Source organism: Streptomyces sp. NBC_01288 (assembly GCF_035982055.1).
Taxonomy (GTDB): domain Bacteria; phylum Actinomycetota; class Actinomycetes; order Streptomycetales; family Streptomycetaceae; genus Streptomyces.
This window is the reverse complement of sequence record NZ_CP108427.1, coordinates 5659095-5677434: the sequence shown is the minus strand read 5'-3', so window position 1 is coordinate 5677434 and position 18340 is coordinate 5659095. Positions and strand designations below refer to the sequence as shown.

At 65.8% G+C, this 18340-nt stretch carries 14 protein-coding genes, 1 tRNA gene and 1 pseudogene; 10 read left to right on the top strand and 6 right to left on the bottom strand.

The window, feature by feature from the left end; all coding sequences use genetic code 11:
* Nucleotides 1–43: 43 nt before the first annotated feature.
* The 7 genes from OG194_RS25575 (at nt 44) to OG194_RS25545 (ending at nt 10696) form a co-directional block, all read left to right on the top strand.
* Nucleotides 44–511 (top strand): hypothetical protein, encoded by a 468-nt coding sequence (locus OG194_RS25575; protein ID WP_327403131.1) that lies wholly within the window; start codon nt 44–46, stop codon nt 509–511.
* 9 nt (nt 512–520) lie between these two features.
* Entirely contained in the window at nt 521–2344 is a 1824-nt protein-coding gene (locus OG194_RS25570) for an alpha/beta hydrolase (protein ID WP_327403130.1), read from the top strand.
* Nucleotides 2341–2895, top strand: coding sequence for a hypothetical protein (locus tag OG194_RS25565; RefSeq protein ID WP_327403129.1), 555 nt, complete (start codon nt 2341–2343; stop codon nt 2893–2895). Before OG194_RS25570 ends, OG194_RS25565 begins: the two co-directional genes overlap by 4 nt.
* Nucleotides 2896–3370: 475 nt before the next feature.
* On the top strand, nt 3371–4846 hold the full coding sequence (locus OG194_RS25560) for an ATP-binding protein (RefSeq protein WP_327403128.1): 1476 nt from the start codon (nt 3371–3373) through the stop codon (nt 4844–4846).
* Between the two features lie 63 nt (nt 4847–4909).
* Nucleotides 4910–7687: a Z1 domain-containing protein gene (locus OG194_RS25555; RefSeq protein WP_327403127.1), complete on the top strand. Its 2778-nt coding sequence runs from the start codon at nt 4910–4912 to the stop codon at nt 7685–7687.
* On the top strand, nt 7684–8694 hold the full coding sequence (locus tag OG194_RS25550; RefSeq protein ID WP_327403126.1) for a PD-(D/E)XK motif protein: 1011 nt from the start codon (nt 7684–7686) through the stop codon (nt 8692–8694). The genes OG194_RS25555 and OG194_RS25550 overlap by 4 nt, the downstream gene beginning before the upstream one ends.
* Complete coding sequence (locus OG194_RS25545; protein WP_327403125.1) at nt 8687–10696, top strand: AIPR family protein; 2010 nt, start codon at nt 8687–8689, stop codon at nt 10694–10696. Before OG194_RS25550 ends, OG194_RS25545 begins: the two co-directional genes overlap by 8 nt.
* A 39-nt stretch (nt 10697–10735) precedes the next feature.
* On the opposite strand, the gene OG194_RS25540 is transcribed toward OG194_RS25545, so the two are convergent.
* Nucleotides 10736–10924 carry a hypothetical protein gene (locus tag OG194_RS25540; RefSeq protein ID WP_327403124.1) on the bottom strand — a complete coding sequence of 63 codons (189 nt, stop codon included), beginning with the start codon at nt 10922–10924 and terminating at the stop codon, nt 10736–10738.
* Between the two features lie 56 nt (nt 10925–10980).
* Here OG194_RS25540 and OG194_RS25535 point away from each other — a divergent pair, with 56 nt between their 5' ends.
* A complete protein-coding gene (locus OG194_RS25535) occupies nt 10981–11478 on the top strand; it encodes a very short patch repair endonuclease (RefSeq protein ID WP_327403123.1) in 498 nt (165 codons plus the stop codon).
* On the opposite strand, the gene OG194_RS25530 is transcribed toward OG194_RS25535, so the two are convergent.
* The 5 genes and pseudogenes from OG194_RS25530 to OG194_RS25510 all read right to left on the bottom strand — a co-directional run bounded on the left by OG194_RS25530 (nt 11390) and on the right by OG194_RS25510 (nt 16195).
* Nucleotides 11390–13366 carry a DNA cytosine methyltransferase gene (locus OG194_RS25530; protein WP_327403122.1) on the bottom strand — a complete coding sequence of 659 codons (1977 nt, stop codon included), beginning with the start codon at nt 13364–13366 and terminating at the stop codon, nt 11390–11392. The genes OG194_RS25535 and OG194_RS25530 overlap by 89 nt on opposite strands.
* 381 nt (nt 13367–13747) lie before the next feature.
* Nucleotides 13748–14053, bottom strand: coding sequence for a hypothetical protein (locus OG194_RS25525; RefSeq protein ID WP_327407434.1), 306 nt, complete (start codon nt 14051–14053; stop codon nt 13748–13750).
* A 16-nt stretch (nt 14054–14069) separates the two neighbouring features.
* A pseudogene (locus OG194_RS25520) lies at nt 14070–15098 on the bottom strand (major capsid protein); the annotation flags it as partial.
* Nucleotides 15099–15122: 24 nt separating this feature from the next.
* The gene (locus tag OG194_RS25515; protein WP_327403121.1) at nt 15123–15533 is read right to left on the bottom strand and encodes a head decoration protein; all 411 of its coding nucleotides are present in this window, start codon (nt 15531–15533) and stop codon (nt 15123–15125) included.
* Between the two features lie 588 nt (nt 15534–16121).
* Nucleotides 16122–16195: transfer RNA gene (locus OG194_RS25510), tRNA-Thr, on the bottom strand.
* A gap of 225 nt (nt 16196–16420) precedes the next feature.
* Between OG194_RS25510 and OG194_RS25505 the strand changes: the two genes are divergently transcribed.
* Both OG194_RS25505 and OG194_RS25500 read left to right on the top strand, forming a co-directional pair.
* Complete coding sequence (locus OG194_RS25505; protein ID WP_327403120.1) at nt 16421–17557, top strand: ABC transporter ATP-binding protein; 1137 nt, start codon at nt 16421–16423, stop codon at nt 17555–17557.
* A gap of 241 nt (nt 17558–17798) precedes the next feature.
* The gene (locus tag OG194_RS25500; protein WP_327403119.1) at nt 17799–18254 is read left to right on the top strand and encodes a hypothetical protein; all 456 of its coding nucleotides are present in this window, start codon (nt 17799–17801) and stop codon (nt 18252–18254) included.
* Nucleotides 18255–18340: the final 86 nt, after the last annotated feature.

Genomic DNA, 18340 nt, shown 5'->3' with positions numbered 1-18340 from the left:
CATCTATTCCGGACGTACGACGAGGCACGGGGAGGGGCCACACATGGCGTGGGAGGAGTGGGAGGAGATCAAGGCCACTGCGGTCGATCGGCACTCCACGCGGATGCAGCTCAACCAGCTGCCGGCCGATCAGGGGGGCGGCGGCACGAGTAACGTCGGCACTCCTTCCGGCAAGCTGAGGTCCGACAAGGCGGCGTGGTCCAGGGCGGGGGAAGGCGTCGGTGATCTGCGGGACAACACCGGCAAGGCGCTGGCGAAGTTGGAGGAAGGCCAGACAGGGCTCGATAAGGGTTCCGGATGCCTTACCGCAGCTGCCCAGAAGGGTGTGTACGACTCCTGGGAGCGCCGATTGAAGGACATCGGTGAACTCTGCGACGGGCTCGCCGGCGTGCTGGAGAAGACGGGTAACGACCAGCTGAGGACCGACGAGGCCATCAAGGCCGAGATCGCCAAGCTGAAGGTCCGCTCCGAGGAGACGCCCGCTTCCAGCGACTCGGGCAAGGGCCGGTGATCTGGAGGCATGGACCTCGGTACGCTCAAAGCCATCAACCCGTCTGAATACGCGGAAGCGGCGGACGGCTATCGCGCGGTGAGTGACATGGCTGACGCGGCCAAGGATCGCATCGACAAGCAGATCACCACAGACATGCGCAAGGCCAATGAGGGCGAGGCCGCGGACGCGGCACTCAAGCAGTTGCGGAAGCTGTCGGAGAACTTCCACTACTCCCAGGTGGAGTGCGGTCTGATCACCGGAGCCCTCGACGGCTTCTCGTCCGAAATCGCCGCCCCCAAACGGCGCCTGACTGACGCGCTGGACGACGCGGCCGTGCTGGCGTACACCGTCAGCGAGGACGGCGCCATCACGTATCCCGCAGGCGGTAAGAACGAGCTCACCGGTGAGCCGATCCCCGGCGGCACGGTCCTGGCCAACAATGGCCTGATCACGGGCAACAACACCGGATTCCAATCACCAGGGCTGGCGCCGAACGATCCTCAGCTCAAGAGTGCGAACCCGCATCACGCCAAAGCCGTGGACATCGCCGACCGCATCACCTACGCCGTACGAGAAGCCCAGGAGATCGACGATCGGTACAGCAAGGCACTGCGCAAGCTCAACGCGGCACCGGGCCTGAACGTCAGCACCAGGACATGGGCGGACGTGGCGTCCGACGTCGATGCTGTGAGTTCTGCCGCGAGTGACTACATCGCGGACCACATCCCGTTGGACAAGTCACCCGCCGACCGCAAGAAGTGGTGGGACAACCTCAGCAACGAGGAACGCGAGGAGTACAAGGCCGCCTTCCCGGAGATCATCGGAAACCTGGACGGAATCCCGGCCGTGGTCCGCGACGAGACAAACCGCGAGAACATCCAACTTCTCATCGCGCAGTTGGACGGCCGACAAGACGAGGCGTCCAAAGACAAGCTTGACGGGCTGAAAGGCATCCAGACCAAGCTCAACTCGGGCAGTCAGCCACCAATGTTCCTTCTGGGGGTCGGTCTCGAAGGAAACGGGAGAGCGATCGTCGCCTTCGGGAATCCTGACACCTCAAAGAACGTCTCAGCTTATGTACCCGGCTTGGGCACTAAACTCAATTCCAGTTTTGCCGACGGCACCGTGAAACGCGCCTTCGATACGGCTAAGGATGCCCAGGGTATCGATCCCTCCTCATCCGCGATCGTATGGCTCGGCTACGATGCTCCTCAATCGATCGACGTGATGACTACGAACGATGCCGAGCACGGCGCCCCTGCGTACAACAGTTTCATGGGCGGAATTTCGGCAACCAATGAGCATGCCGATCCCCATATCACTGCCATTGGACATTCCTACGGTTCCCGACTGGTGGGGGCCGCCACACAGGAGGCGGGAGGGATTCCGGGGGCTGATGACATCATCCTCGTCGGAAGTCCCGGCGTCGGCGTCGACAAGGCGGCGGACCTGGGTGTGGGCAAGGACCACGTCTGGGTGGGAGCGGCTGAGAACGACATCGTCACCAAGCTCCCTTCGTCAAAGGAAGCTGTGGCAGGAACCATGGGATTCTTCGGAGGAGGGCCGCTTGGCGCGTACGTCGGAGGGGAAATCGCAGACCAGGGTGACGATGACATCTGGTTCGGCAAGGATCCGGCAAGCAAAGCGTTCGGCGCCAACAGATTCGAGACGTTGCCCGGTCCGGAGCTGGCCCAGCCTGCCTTCCCCGACGTATTGGACTCCAAGTTGGACATCGAAGCCCACAGTAATTACTTCTCTCCAGAGGAAGGGAAGGACAAGGTTTCTGCGCGAAACATCGCTGCCATTGTCGCAGGACAGCCTGGATACGTAACGAGGGAGACGCCGCGATGAGGAAAAGAGTTGCAGCGGCCGCAGTGCTGGTTCTACTTCTGGCCGGGTGCGGCTCGACAGGTACCGCGTCCTCAGGCAAGGAAAGCCAATCGAAGATGAACATGCAAGAGGCGGCCGACAAGGCGGACGCGATTCTGGACGAGACGTTTGCGGCCGTCAAGCCTCCCGTTCAGTGGACTCACACGTACTCAATGCCGGGTGACTGCTATGTGGACCGTGATCGTTCCGTCATGACGATCATCTCGGCCGAACGGCGTGGCAGCTTCCTTGGGGTGTTGGAACGCCACTGGAAGAGCAAGGGCTACAAGCTCGTCGCCACGAGTCAGAACGGGCTGGCAGCCAACTTCGAGACCCAGGACGGCTTCCAGCTCGAAGTCCTGATCGGGACCACCGGCCAGGCCCACGTGAGCGTCACCACCCCATGTGTGGAAAAGTCCGAGGTCGCACCGCCGACCAGCACGCCGAACGGCCCGGACTACTCGAAGCAGAAGCTGCCGGCGCCGAACGTGAAGTCGACGTTCTGGTCGAGCGACGCGCCCGTCTCGAGCTGACGCACGCGTCCGGAAGCTCATCGCTGCGGCTTCCTTCCAGGGTGATGACCTGGTCGGCGGGGCACGCAGGCATCCCTGCCACGCCAGCGCGAAGGGGGCGGGCCTCCTCCGCAACGACGACGGAGACGTACCCATCTCTCTGCGCCACGAGTACTGACGGGTCATTCAGGGATCCGGCTGTGCCCATCGCGGCAGAGCGGTCCGGCTGCCGGGCGGCGCCCGAACCACTCTGCCGCGATGGGGCCTCGGTCAGCTACGTGGGACTGCGCACCGGAGGTCCTGAGAACACCCGGAACTTCAGCTCGTGGCTCCCGTACCATCAACTCTGGGTGGGGGCTTGGCGTATGCCATGGACTGAGCGTGCGGAGGGGCGTCCCCCGAATCGGGGTGCTCGCCCGCTCGGTTCCAGTGGATCTCCGGGACGGCCGTACACCGAGCAGTGTCCGTAACGGGGGAAGCAGGGCTGGAACCACCCATGACGTACGACATCGCAGCCCCTGAACCCGCGGGCATGGTCGCTTCGCTCAGCTCACTGGGGTACTCACTGCCGGCTGCCATCGCGGACCTCGTGGATAACAGCATCTCGGTGGAGGCCCGCAACATCGACGTCGAGTTCACGTGGGCAGGACAGGACTCGTGGGTTGCGGTCGTCGACGACGGCTGGGGCATGACCGTCGAGGAACTCGTCACCGCCATGACCGTGGCGGCTCGCGGGCCCGCGACGTCGCGCTCCTCCACCGACCTGGGCCGCTTCGGGGTCGGCCTGAAGTCGGCCTCGTTCTCCCAGGCGAGGCAGCTCACGGTGTCCACCGCCACCGCCGGGGAGTGGCACACCCGTACGTGGGACCTCGACGTCGTCGAGCAGTTCGGTGAATGGCGACTGCTCCACGGGGCCGACGACGCCACCACAGCCGTGCTCGACAAAGTCCGAGGTGCCACCGACCACGGCACCGTCGTGCTCTGGCGACGGCTCAACGGGTACCACGGCGGCGCTTTCAGCGAGGACGACGAGCACACCCAGAAGCAGTTCTACGCCGAGGTGGTCCGCACGGAGTCCCACCTCGGCATGGTCTTCGCCCGTTTCCTCACCGGGAGCCGACGCCGAAACCTCCGGGTCTCCGGGACTCCGGTTGAACCCTGGGATCCGTTCATGGGCAACCACCCCTCGGTGCAGCGACTCCCGACCGAGGAACTGCCGCTCGGTGGCCGCTCTGTACGGGTCGAGGCGTTCATCCTCCCCAGCGCCCACCGGCTCACTCCGGAGGAGTACGCCAGAGCCGCGGGACCACAGGGCTGGCTCGACCAGCAGGGGTTCTACGTCTACCGCCGGAACCGCCTGATCCTGGCGGGCGACTGGCTGGGGCAACGTGGGATGCGCCGCGAGGAGAAGTACAACCTGGCTCGTATCGCCGTCGACATCCCAGCCGAGACGGACGCCGAGTGGGGCGTCGACGTGAGGAAGTCGAGCGTTGTCCCGCCCGTCGGTCTCCGCCCGCACCTGAACCGCATCGCGCGGCAGGCGCGGACAAGAGCCGCGGACGTGCTGCGGCACCGAGGACAGGTCGCTGCGCGTACACACGGTGATCCCCTGTCGTACGCGTGGACCGTGCGCCGGCCAGACGGCAGGGTCACGTGCAGGATCAACCGCAGCCACCCACTGGTTCAGGCTGCTCTGAGACCCGGCAGCAACAGCGCGGCCGACGTGCGCGCGTTGATCCGCCTCCTGGAGGAGACGGTGCCGGTCGCTGCCCTCCGCGTGATGCACGAGACGGACACCAGCGACGACCCGGAGCCATTCGGTGGACCGGGGCCCGCCGACGACGCCGCTATTGAAGTCGCACAGCGCATCTACGAGTCGCTGGTCTCTGGCGGCCGCTCACCCGCTGCCTCACGCGAGAGGCTGCGGACCATGCCGCCCTTCGACCAACTACGGGGATTCTGGAGCAAATAGACCCGTTGTCAGTGGTCGCCCCTACCCTGCTCGATACCGTATACGTCCAGCTGGAGGTCCCGCGTGAGCATCATTCCCGACGAACCCATGGCCAAGGCCAAGCGCCTGGTTCTCGGATTCCTGCCACAGGACCGTCAGCCGAAGACGGACGAGGTGCAGAACGCGGTCAACGCCATCTTCGGAATGCTGGCCGCGCAGGGCGAATCCCTGGACCGGGACCAGCTGGCCAAGGAGATCGAGGTCATGACCGCCGTGTTCCAGGAGCGGTCCTCGGGACTCACGGACTCCGAGGGGCACGAACCGTGGCTGCCCGAGGCGAAGAACGACCGCGACTGGGACTTCTGGGAACGCTACCGGCGTTACCTCGAAGACGTGGTGAACCTTCCGCCGTGGGTCGTGAGGCGACTGGACCAGAGTTCCGACGACGTGCTGAGCCAGCTGGAGGACCCGCGCCGCGCCGGTTCCTGGAGCCGTAAGGGCCTCGTGATCGGTCAGGTGCAGTCAGGTAAGACCGGCCAGTACATCGGACTTGCCGCCAAGGCCGTGGATGCCGGCTATCGACTCGTCGTGGTGCTTGCCGGCATCCACGACGACCTCCGCAGCCAGACACAGTTGCGGATCGACGAGGGACTCCTGGGTTTCGACACGCAGCACTACAGGCGATCCAACGAGGTCGGCAAGTCGCGGCTCATCGGCGCGGGCCGGATGCCCCTCGCGAAGAAGCTCGACATCGCCTCGCCGACGAACAGCACCGCGAAGGGAGACTTCGGCAAGAAGACGGCCTCCCACACCAACTTCCCTCTCGGCAGCTTCCCCGTGGTGCTCGTCGTCAAGAAGCACTGGAAGCTTCTGGAGTACGTGCGTGACTGGGTGCTCGACGTTCACGGGACCGAGGACGAGAACGGCAAGAGGGTCGTGAAGGACCTTCCCATGATCGTCATCGACGACGAGGCCGACAACGCCTCGATCGACACGACCAAGGACGACGACGCGGACCCGACGAAGACCAACGCCGCGATCCGTGACCTTGTCAACGTCTTCGACCAGTCCGCGTACGTCGGATACACGGCCACCCCGTTCGCCAACATCTACATCAACCCTGAGGCGAACAACGAGAAGGTCGGGAAGGATCTCTTCCCGGCGAGCTTCATCCGCAGCCTTCCCTCTCCCTCCAACTACCTCGGTCCTGAGCGGGTCTTCGGCCTACAGGTGGACGATGACGACGAGGAGGACACACCGCCCCTGCCCCTGGTGCGTCACGTGAAGGACGCCGAGCTCTGGCTTCCCGGCAAACACAAGTCGGGCCACGTCCCCGGCGACAAACTCCCTCAGTCCCTGCGAGAGGCGATCTCGTCGTTCGTGCTCGCCTGTGCGGCCAGGCGGGCTCGGGAGCAGACGAAGGTGCACAACTCGATGCTGGTGCATGTCACCCGCTTCACTGCGGTGCAGGGACTGGTGCGGGACCAGATCGACGACCACCTGCGTCTCCTCATCGACACGCTCCGTGACAGGTACGGCAAGGGCCCCGCGCTCCGCGAGGAACTCCAGGAGCTCTGGGAGCGGGACTTCGTGCCCACCACGGAACAGTTCCCGACCGACGAGGCCGAGCCCCTCACGTGGGATCAGGTTTCGGCGGAACTCCTGGACGCCATCCGGAAGATCCAGGTCAAAGCTGTGAACGGCACGTCCAAGGACGCACTCGACTACTACGAGAGCCGCAGGAGCGGTCTCTCCGTGATCGCTGTCGGAGGGCAGAAACTCTCCCGTGGCCTCACCCTGGAAGGTCTGACGGTCAGCTACTACCTGCGCTGGTCCAAGTCGTACGACGCCCTCCTCCAGATGGGGCGGTGGTTCGGATACCGGCCGAAGCACGAGGATCTGTGCCGTCTGTACACGACCCCCGAGCTTCAGGACGCCTACGTGGAGGTCACGGCCGCCACCGACGAACTGCGCCGGGAAGTCGAGGAAATGGCCACGCTCGGTCTCGAACCGACGGCGTTCGGGCTGAAGGTGAAGTCCTCGTCACTAGGGCTGACCGTGACCACACCCAACAAGATGCGCAAGGGCACGAAGATCCTTCTCAGCTACTCCGGCGAAGGGCCGGAGACCGTGATCTTCAAGCTCGCCGACCGGACCGTCGCTCACAACTTCAAGGTCCTTGAGGGCTTCGTCCGACGACTCGACAGCGCCGAGGGTCTCAACAAGGTGACGCCCGAGGGCGGCAACGTGCAGTGGGAGGGTGTCCCTCCCGAGCTGGTCTCGGAGTTCCTGTCCGACTACGAGACCGACCCCATGGCGCAGCGGGTCCGGCCGAGGCTCATTGCCAAGTACATCGACCAGTGCGCGAAGGTGGGAGAACTGGCCGACTGGACCGTGGTTCTGGTCAGCAGCACGACGTCGAAGTGGCCGAAGGAGATCGCTGGACACACCGTCGGCGCTGTGAAGCGAGCCGCGCTCAAGGATGACTTCGAGATCGAGGGTAGGTATACGATCCGCCGGGTCATCAGCCCTCAGGACGAGCTGATCGGTCTCGACGAGATCCAGAGGGAAAGGGCGCGCGAAGCAGCGCGAAAGGCTGCGGAGGAGGCCGAGAAGGCCGCGCCCCCGCAGAACCCGTCGGGCACGTACATCCGGCGGCAGCGCCGCCCCGACCAGGGCCTGCTGCTGATCTACCCCGTCATGCCCGTCAACAAGGACGGCTTCGGGGTGTCGACCACACCCCTCGTGGGCTTCCAGGTAAGCCTCCCCCACTCGAAGCACCAGTCCAAGACCGAGTACGTCGCCAACACCGTCTGGCTCCAGGACGACATCTACTCGATCGTCGAGGAGGACGAGGCGTGACCGTCACCGAGGACGCGTGGAGTGAACTGGAGAGTCCCCAGGACACCCCGGGGCGATCCACCCTCCGTCTGCACCCGGAGTCCCCGCTCGACATCTTCCTCTCCGTCTCCCACCCCGGCCGACAGCGCATGCTGGTTCTCAGAACCGACGCCCGCTCCGCCGACCCGATCGTCCGGTCGGTGGGGCGTCTCCCCCGGGCTGCCGGAATCGAGATGAGCCTCAGTGCGGTGTCCCGTGTCGAGTACGAGCTCCAGGTGATCCTGACCGCGAACGAGCTGCGTGAGGTGTTCAACCCTCTCGTCAGCGACGTCGCCGACACCGCGAAAGACGCTCCGGCAGCCACCGAAGCCCTGGCGGCCGCCGTGGACAGATTCGGGAGGTGGCAGGACCTTCTGCGTGCCGTCGGCAGGGATGGGCTGAGCGTCGAGGCGCGTCGCGGACTCTACGGCGAACTCCTCGTACTGGGCGACGTCCTCCTGGCCTCGCTGGCCCAGTCCGAGGCCGTCGAGGGATGGACTGGGCCCACGGGGACCAACCAGGACTTCCAGCTGCCCGATGTGGCCATCGAAACCAAGGCCAGCGCCGCGAAGCGTCCCCGCAGCATCCGCATCGCGAGTGAGCGGCAGCTGGACGGGACCGGGACCCCCGCCCTGCTTCTCGCGCTCGCGACGATCGACGAACGACGCGGTGGGTCGGGAGAGAGTCTGAACAGGAGGGTGGACGGAATACGTCAGCAGCTCACGAGTCCCTCTGCCCGGGCCCGTCTCGATGGTCTACTCATGCAGGCTGGCTATCTCCCCGGACACCGCGACCTCTACGACGAGCCTCGATACACCCTCCGGGACCTACGTTTCTGGCATGTACGGGAGGACTTCCCGAGGCTGGTCGAGTCGGATCTTCCCGAGGGCGTCAGCGACTGTACGTACAACTTGAGCACCTCGGGTCTGGACGTCTACCGCGCGACAGCCGACGAAGTGAAGGAACTGATCGGGGGATCTCATGGCTGAACTCGACCTGGCCGAGTTCTCGAGGAGCCTCGTTGCCGATGTCCAGGCGACCGCCGACGCCGAGGGGACGACGACCCCGGAGGCGTTCACACGTCGAGTCTTCGAGGACCTAGAGCAGGCCGGCGTCGTGTCCAACACCTTCACCGCGTACCACAAGGCACGTGGCCACGAGGTGCACGGTTACGGCATCGGAGAGTCGGGCGAGTCACTGGACCTGTTCGTGACGGACTTCCAGCTGATCCCGCTGGAGACCAAGCTCACCAAGGCACAGATCGAGACGTCTTTCAGACGGCTCCTGACGTTCGTACTGCGTTGCCGGGATGGGCTGCAGCAGGACATCGACGAGTCCTTCGACGTGTACGACATGTGCTCGGCGGTCGAAAAGGCCCTCACCGAGGTACAGCGGATCAGGCTCTTCCTGCTCAGCAACCGGGTGAGCACGTCGACCGAGATCCCGGCCTCGGACTTCGACGGCCTCCCGGTGACCCATGAGGTGTGGGACCTGGCACGGCTGCACCGTCACGCGACGTCGGGCAGCCTCGGGGAACCCATCGTGGTGCCCTTCGTCCCGCCACTCGCCTGCGTCTCCGCTCCCAGCTCGGAGGAGGACCACTCCGTGGTCCTGGCGGTCATACCCGGGCAGATGCTCGCCGAGCTGTACTCCGACTACGGCACCCGGCTCCTCGAGCTCAACGTCCGTTCCTTTCTTCAGACCCGCGGCGCGGTCAACCGGGGCATCCGCGAGACGTTGCTGCACTCGCCCGGCCGGTTCCTGGCCTACAACAACGGGATCACGGCGACGGCGTCGCAGGTCGACTTCGTGAGGGGACCGGACGGCGAGCCCACCCACATCTCAGGCGTCCACGGCCTTCAGATCGTGAACGGCGGTCAGACAACCGCCTCGCTCCACTACGCGCTGAGCCGTGACAAGGCCGACCTGTCCCACGTCCGGGTCCAGATGAAGCTGACGGAGGTGTCACCGGAACGGCTCGGGGAGATCGTTCCGAAGATCTCGGAGTACTCCAACACGCAGAACCGGGTGACCCAGGTCGACTTCAGCTCCAACCACGACTACCACGTGGAGATCCAGCGGATCACACGCTCTCTCTGGGCCCCCGCGACGGACGGCAGCGGCCAGGAGACCCACTGGTTCTACGAGCGTGCGCGAGGCCAGTACACGGACGAGGTGGCGAAGGCCCGTACCCCTGCCAGACAGCGGCAGTTCAAGAAGCTGAACCCTGTGAGGCAGAAGTTCACGAAGTCGGAGCTCGCCAACTTCGTCCACTCGTGGAACCGCTTGCCGTACCTCGTGTGCCGGGCGGCGCAGAAGAACTTCGTCGAGTTCATGCTCCACATCGAGGAGGCGCCGCCCCGCGTTGACGTCCAGTACTGCCAGCGAGTGATCGCGATGGCCGTCCTGTTCAAGGCGGTGGACCGGATCGCCGCCATCCACGGAGCGGGCAGCCACAAGAGAGCGATCACCACCTACACCATGGCCCGACTCTCCCTGGAGACGGACCGGCGGATCGATCTCGACCGGATCTGGCGGGAGCAGGGCATCTCGGCGGTGCTGGAGGCCGCGATCCACGACCTGTGCCCGCGGGTCATGCGGGCGGTGACCAGTCCCCTGGAGGGGAACCACGTGGGCGAGTGGGCCAAGAAGGCGGCGTGCTGGGACGCGGTGTCCCGGGTGTCGTGGAAGGTACCCCGCGCTCTGGCTGCGGAACTGCTGGACCATTCGTTGGACGAGGCTGCGCTCGCCGGCGGTACCGGCGCTGACGAGGGAGCGGGAGAGGAAGCGGCCCTGGTCCCTGCTGACGAGTGGTACGCGATCGAGCGCTGGGCCAAGGAGACCCGCAACCTCGAACCCTGGCAGCGACAGCTGGCCCTGTTCGTCGGAAGGCGCCTCGAACTCGACCAGCAGGTTCCCGAAACGCAGGCCGTCCAAGCCCTACACGCTCGCAATGAGGCGCTGCGCCTGGGGTTCAATCCCGGCCAGTAACTGGTGGATTCGTGTCTGAGGCGCGAACCCACCGACATGTCAGAGAGTTCCCTGCTCGATGAGGTCCCGAATCGCGTCCTCGGCCCGCCTGAGGACGATCCGCCCGTCACCGTCACTGAACGCGACAAGGTCGGCACCTGGCGAGATGTCGGCCTCGGCGAGCAGCCCGAGGGGAAGATCGACACGGCCGTGGTCGTCGACGCGAAGCTCAGCTGGTTCCCGAAGCATGAGGAGAGTGTGGCACTCTCACCCCAGAGGGCTGCGGACAGGCTGGAACCACGAACATGACACAAGCTGAGAGCGCGCCAGGCGGACGCTGGGTCAGCACGAACAAGGGCGAACACCTCCGCGGAAGACGCGTGCGTGACACCGCCCCCGAGGTGGCTCTTCGGAAGGCCGTGCACCGGCTCGGGCTCCGCTTCCGGCTCCAGCGCAGGGTCGCGACTCGTTGCGCGGCTGACTTCGTCCTGCCCCAGTACGGCGTCGCCGTGTTCGTCGACGGGTGTTTCTGGCACGGCTGCCCTACCCACGGAGCTGCGGTCTTCAGGGGACCGAACGCCGCCCTGTGGAGAGAGAAGATCGAGACGAACAAGGAGCGGGACCTCCGCAACACCGAGGCCGCGGAGGCCGCGGGGTGGACGTTGGTCCGGATCTGGGAGTGCGAGATCCGGACCAACGTCGAGCGAGCAGCGCTCAGTCTCGCCCAGCGGTGCGGCGCACGGACTCACGGGCCTGAGCAGGCGCCGGGATCCGACCCTGTGTCTCGTCCAACGCGTCGGTGAACAAGTCACCCGAAGCGTCGTCCCTCCCGGCGCAGTACTTGCTCAGGGGACACTCGTAACAGAGCGGCTCCTTCGCCCGGCACAGGGTTGTTCCGATCAGGCGCAGCGCCGCCATGCGCAGGGGCGCGTCCTCCCCCGCTCCGACCAGTTTCACGAGGTTCACACGGCCGTCGCTAAGCCTGTTCGTACGGTCCGAGTCGCTGTCGTTCAGACGAGCGGCGACCCGCAGCGCGCCCTGTCCCACCCAGAGCAGGTCCTCGTTGGCCAGAAGCCGAAAGAGAGTACTCTCTGCTGGTTTCAGCTCCAGACGTCCATGGACGTCCTCCGGCTTCGCCCACACGTCCTCGTCGTCCACCACGACAACCATCCGGTCGATGCGAGCGCGAGCAGCCGTGCTGGGAGCCTTGTCGAGGAGGGCCTTGAAGGCGCTCTTGGTCAGAGACCGGCATTCCCTTACGACCTCGACCATTGCCTTCAGCTGATCGGGCTTCAGCTTGGTGCCGGACAGTATGGCCACCACCGCTGCGGACAACGGAGACATCCGGCCCGGGAGCTGGTACCAGGCGCCCTCTTCACGCTGCCGTTCCGCCCAGACAGTCAGGTCCCTGCGCACCGTACGCCAGTGAGGCTTGAGTCCGACCCCGTCCGGTTGCCCCTCGCCCGAGGGCAGCAGCGCTTCGGCCGCTGCCTGGCCGAGCAGGGGCGGCACGGCGTTGCCGATCTGCCGAAAGGCGTCACTGCGCGTTCCGGCGAACCGGAACCGGTCGGGGAAGGTCTGCACTCGTGCCGCCTCGCGGACGGTCAGGGTGCGTTGCTGTTCCGGGTGGATGTACCAGTAGCCGTCCTTGGCGATGTGCGCCGTGATCGACCTGCTGAGATCGGCCCAGTCCAGCTTCTTGTACTTGTCCGTGAACTGATCAGCGTTGTACCGCTGAAGCTTCGGATCGATGTCCGAGTACAGGGTCTTGGAGTTCATCCCGGAGAAGATCTCGAAGTCGTCCGGCCTGACCCTGCGGGTCATGTGGTCCCAGACGTGATCCTTCGGCGCACGCTTCCGCATCTCCGTCGCGAAAGGGGACAGCTTCTCAGGAGTGCTGTACGGCCACTCACGACTTCCGATGCGTTCCCTGGCCACGACGGGCAGTTCGGGCAGGTCACCGATGGCGTCTCGCAGCGTGGTGCGTTCCTTCGTCTCGGCACGCCACTCGAACTTCTCCACGTCGTTCCGCGCCAAAAGGATCAGGCGCTTCCGGTGCTGAGGGACTCCGTGGCGCCATGCGTCGACAAGACGCAACTGCGTCGCGTAACCGAGCTCCTCCAACTGCTGCTCGATCGTACGAACCACGAAGAAGTCGTCACCAAGCCCCATGTCGGGCACGTTCTCCATGAGAACCGCACGCGGACGGATCCGCTTCACGACGTCGAGGTAAGCACTCCACAGCTCCTTGCGACGGTCGTGGGGATCACGGCCGTGGTGGTCGACAAGGCTACGGATCTTGCTGCGTCCCGCCCTGCTGAACGGCTGGCAGGGTGGCCCGCCCGCGACCAGATCGATCTTGCCCTTGGCCGGCTCCAAGAGCTCCTCAAGCTTGTCACGTTCGTCGGGACTGCCCAGATCCATGCGCAGGCTCATGCCGGGAAAGTTCGCGGCATGCGTTTCCAGGGCTCGCTCGTCGTGGTCGACGGCGGCTGCCACCGTCCAGCCAGCCCGTTGAAGCCCAAGGCTCAAACCACCCGCTCCGGAGAAGAGGTCGACCGCGAGTCGCCGTCCGCTACCGAACCCTTCCAGCCATCCGGCGAACTTCTCAGGCTTACAGCTGTACCTGTGCGACTTGAGCTTCAGCTGGTCGCTCCGCTCGAGAGGCACGCCGTAGTACTGCTTCGCCACAGCACGAACCTCCACGCCAACGAGAACAACGAGCACCAGGACATCACGCATCCGCTGGTGAGATCAAGGTGTCCGACATTTCGCCTGCCAGAAAGGCTGAGGTCAACCAGCGGGCCACCCCAAGCACCCCGAGAATATTACGGTGAAACCGACCCGTGGGGCTGATGCAGCGCTCTGGTGCCTTCCGAGGTGATCAATGGTACGGGTTCACTCCGACAAGATCACCAGCGGGGAGCATCTCCTCGGAGCGACGTCCGGTTCACGTTCACATCTTCAACGCCGCCCCTGGCCGGAGGTCACGCGCCGTGCGACGTCTCAACGCCAGTGGGGCGACGGCACGGGCACAGACGGAGTGCGGAGCCCAGCGTCGATTCCGTGAGGTCACCTACCAGGCCGACGAAGCAGAGGGACAGGAGAGACAAAGCCGGATCCAGCTGACGTCTCCACTGTCAGGCCGGCGATCTGGCGCTCGATCGCCTTGACGTTCTCCGCGGTGTTCACCGTGGCGACCCCTTGGACCGTGACGGCCAAAGGATCAACGACGAGCGCCGCCCTGCGCTCGCGGAGAACCTCCACGGCGACGGCCTCCACCGAGCCGAGACGCATGTGACGTACATCCAGGTCGCTGCGGTCGGTCTCGCCGAGTTCGGAGCGGAGGTAGGCGTACTCGGCGTCGGTGAGTGTCATGCAGCACCTTTGCCGTGATGTGGATGTCCGGGACGTACAGGATGGGCATGGCGACCGCGGCGCCCTTCGTCCAGACCTGGACCGGGTCGTCCTGGTAGCCCTGGGTGATGACGATGCCGGAGGCGTCCTCGCGGGTGATCGCCGGGTTCGTGCCGGAGGACAGGACCAGGGACTCCGCTGTGATGCCGTACTGGGTCTCCGCCCATGACTGCGGGTTCGGCGGGAGGAGGATCCAGCGGTCCTCAGGGATGACGCGCTGGTAGGTGTCGTCGACGGAGATCTGGACGTCGTAGACGGTGATCGGCCGGAGGTTGTAACGGGCACGGACGACCTCGACCTCGTTCGGGGCGAGGACCGCTGTGGGGGTGGTGGAGCCGTTGACGCTGCCGTAGTACGCCGCGCGGTAGGCGTCGTGCGCGGCGAGGGTCGCTCGGGCCTTGTACGAGGTGATGACGCGGGTGGGGAGTGGGGCGCCGATGGAGCGGAGGTATTCGATCCATCGGAGTTCGTCGGCGAGGGGGTCGCTGGTCGGGTCCTACCAGGGCTTGGCGGCCGTGGGCATGTTGGCGGCGGGGACTCCGAAGTCGGCTTCCAGGTGGAGGCCGTTCTCGCCGTTGAGGGTGAAGATCCCGTCGGTGAGGAGGTCGCCGGCGGCCAGTTCCATGCGGTTGTGGATCGACTCGACATGGCGCTCGATGTCGTCGTAGAGCAGCTCGACGAACTCCGTGGCGTCTGCGCCGCGGGAGGTGTCGAGGAGGATCAGTTCGAGTTCGCCGATCAGCAGCCTCTGTCCGAGCGGCGGAAGCATGCCCTCGGTGAGGATCTTCTCGGCCTGGCGGCGGGCTACGGCGGTCTGGGCATCGTAGGCGCGGAACTTCGCGGCGTTCACGCGGCGCTTGCTGCTCTTGATGCGGAACTTGACGGAGTTCAGGCGGCGTTCGGGCATGACCGTGCGGGTCAGCTCGTAGTCGGCTGGGGTGGTCATGGTGCGGGCGAAGGCGTTGATGTCGGCGGCGTCGATGTCGCGCAGCAGGGTGTCGAGCATGGTCGGTGCGGCTCCTCAGATGAATCAGATGAAGTGGATCTGCGCGGTCGACTGGGTGATGTCCGCCGGGTTCAAGCCACCGGGGATGTGGGCGGCCGCGATGACGCCGTGCCACAGCAGGGCCGCCCCGGCCCGGGTGCTGGTCTGGGCGAAGGGGACCTCGGCGAGCAGGACGCCGGTGAAGGTGGCGCGGCCGTCGGTGGCGGTCTTGTCCCACGGTCCGTAGAGGCCGGTGGCGCTGATGCGGCCGAGCAGGATGCCGGAGAGGAAGGTGTTGCGTGGCTGGAGGAGGCTGCTGGGCCTGTAGTGCGTGCCGCTGGTGAACAGGGCGATGTCGAGGGTGACGGTGAGTGGGGTGTCGAGTCCGTGCCGGGAGGCCAGCCAGGGGCGGTCGGCGGTAGTGGACTCGGAGTAGGTGATCGGCTGGAGATCCACGCCGGGTTCCTTCGGGCAGGCCGGGTCTGCGGCGAGTCCGTACGGTCACCGGGCGGTGCCGTCGTCCGCGGGTGGGTGGTGGGGCGCGGTCCCCGTGGGGCGTCAGGTGTTGTTCCCGACAACTCGCGCCGCCTGGAGCACCGTGCCCGCCTCGCCGGACTGCAAGATGCGCCACCCGCAATACTTCTCCGACCGCTGAGACCCACCGGTAGAGCTGTCCGGCCTGCCGCCGATCCGGTTCCACGACGACCGCCACGAGGCCGAGGGCCTGGCGCTGGCCGCCGACGCCGACGCCGCGCTGAAAGTAGTGCACGCGATTCTCGGGCACTCCTCGACGCGCATAGCGACCCACACATGCCAGACGGATGCTGACCAGCATGCACACCGCGAAGGCTTCAGCCTGCTTAGACCTCATCACCACATACTCGGAGAAAGAAACCGAAGGCGGATGAACCGGACCCACGCGGGCCCCAGATCGGGCCCCATCTGGCCACTTCGGGGCCCAATCAACAAGTGGTCTAGACCGGTACCCGCTCAAGGGAACAAGGAAAGGCCAGGTCAGAAGCTATATGACCTGGCCTTCGAAGGAGCCCCCTGTCGGATTCGAACCGACGACCTACGCATTACAAGTGCGTTGCTCTGGCCAACTGAGCTAAGGAGGCCTGCGTGGGCGCGACGACGCGCGCGATCACGTGCCCGTGCAGTGTACCCAGGTCCCCGCGGCCCCCTGTCGAAAATTTCCTCGAAGTTCACATGGGCCCAGGTACTGACAGACCAGGCAAACGCCAGGTACCGTCCTGACCCAGTTCACTCGCGTGGACTACACCACCACCTTCCTACAACGGATCGTCCGGCACGTTCCTGCCGGTAGAAGGGGGCCCTTCATCATGGCCACTGTTTCGTTCGACAAGGCGACCCGGATCTACCCGGGCACCGAGAAGCCCGCCGTAGACGGTCTGGAGATCGAGGTCGGGGACGGCGAGTTCCTCGTCCTCGTCGGTCCGTCCGGCTGTGGCAAGTCCACCTCGCTCCGGATGCTCGCGGGGCTTGAGGACGTCAACGCCGGCGCCATCCGCATCGGTGACCGCGACGTCACGCACCTGCCGCCCAAGGACCGGGACATCGCCATGGTGTTCCAGAACTACGCGCTGTACCCGCACATGACGGTCGCCGACAACATGGGCTTCGCGCTCAAGATCGCCGGCGTCAACAAGGCCGAGATCCGACAGAAGGTGGAGGACGCGGCGAAGATCCTCGACCTCACGGACTACCTCGCCCGCAAGCCGAAGGCCCTCTCCGGCGGTCAGCGCCAGCGTGTCGCGATGGGCCGCGCCATCGTGCGTGAGCCCCAGGTCTTCCTCATGGACGAGCCGCTGTCGAACCTCGACGCCAAGCTCCGTGTCTCCACCCGTACGCAGATCGCCTCGCTCCAGCGCCGCCTCGGCATCACCACCGTCTACGTCACCCACGACCAGGTCGAGGCCATGACGATGGGCGACCGGGTGGCGGTGCTCAAGGACGGTCTGCTCCAGCAGGTCGACTCGCCCCGCAACATGTACGACCGCCCCAAGAACCTCTTCGTCGCCGGCTTCATCGGCTCCCCCGCCATGAACCTGATCGAGGTCCCGATCACCGACGGCGGCGTGAAGTTCGGCAACTCGGTCGTCCCGGTCAACCGCGAGGCGCTCAAGGCCGCCACCGACAAGGGTGACCGCACGGTCACCGTCGGCGTCCGCCCCGAGCACTTCGACATCGACGAGCACAACGGCGAGGCCGCGAAGACCCTCACCAAGGACTCCGAGGACGCCCCGGCCGGTCTCGCCGTCTCCGTGAACGTCGTCGAGGAACTGGGCGCCGACGGTTACGTCTACGGCAGCGCCAAGGTCGACGACAACCTCACGGACCTCGTCGTCCGCGTCAGCGGCCGCTCGGTGCCGGAGAAGGGCTCCACGCTCCACGTGGTCCCGCGTCCGGGTGAGATCCACGTGTTCTCGACCTCCACGGGCGAGCGACTCACCGACTGATCGGTCCTCACCGGCCGGTCGGTTCTCACCGACTGATCAAACGTTCCCAGGAAGGGCCCCGCGGATCGCCGCGGGGCCCTTCCTGTTGCGCACAGCCCCCGAACGTGTCGACAAATACCCCGGCAGAGCGGTCATTTCGAGCAGTGTTCGTCAACCCCCTACCCAATCCGAGGCACCGATCCATCCCCCGAATTGGTGACTAAATGTCGCCAAATCATTACCGGACGCTACCCTCACACGCGTGAAGCACTCCAATAACCAACAGCCGCGACGCGGCCGGGGCCCCGCCCGTCGGGTCGGCCGCACGCTCGCCCTCGTCCTGCCCGTCGTCATGGTGCTCTCCGGGACCCTCGCGGTCACCCGGGTCAACTGGTCGGGGAGCCCCTCCAGCTCGATGCTCACCGCGACGGACGTCACGGCGGCCGGAGCCTCCTCGCGGGCCGCCGCACGCGCCCCGCAGGACATCCTGCGCGACCAGCTCATGACCGAGCTCCAGGACAAGAACCCCGGCGTCGTCCTGACGCACCTCCAGGAGGCGGTGAACGGCCACCCGTCGCTCGCCACCCACTGCACCTCCATCGCCCGCGCACTGGGCCGCGCCGCGGTCCGTATCTACGGCGCCGCACGCGCCCAGTCCTACGCCCGCCCCGTGTGCGACACCGCGTTCGCCTCCGGGGTCATGGCCGCGCACAGCTGACCGCAGCCGGTGCCCGCGGGAACAGGTCGGAGTAGGAGGTCGGTAACGGCTGATTAAGGAACGGTTGCAGCCGAAAGATGCGGTGG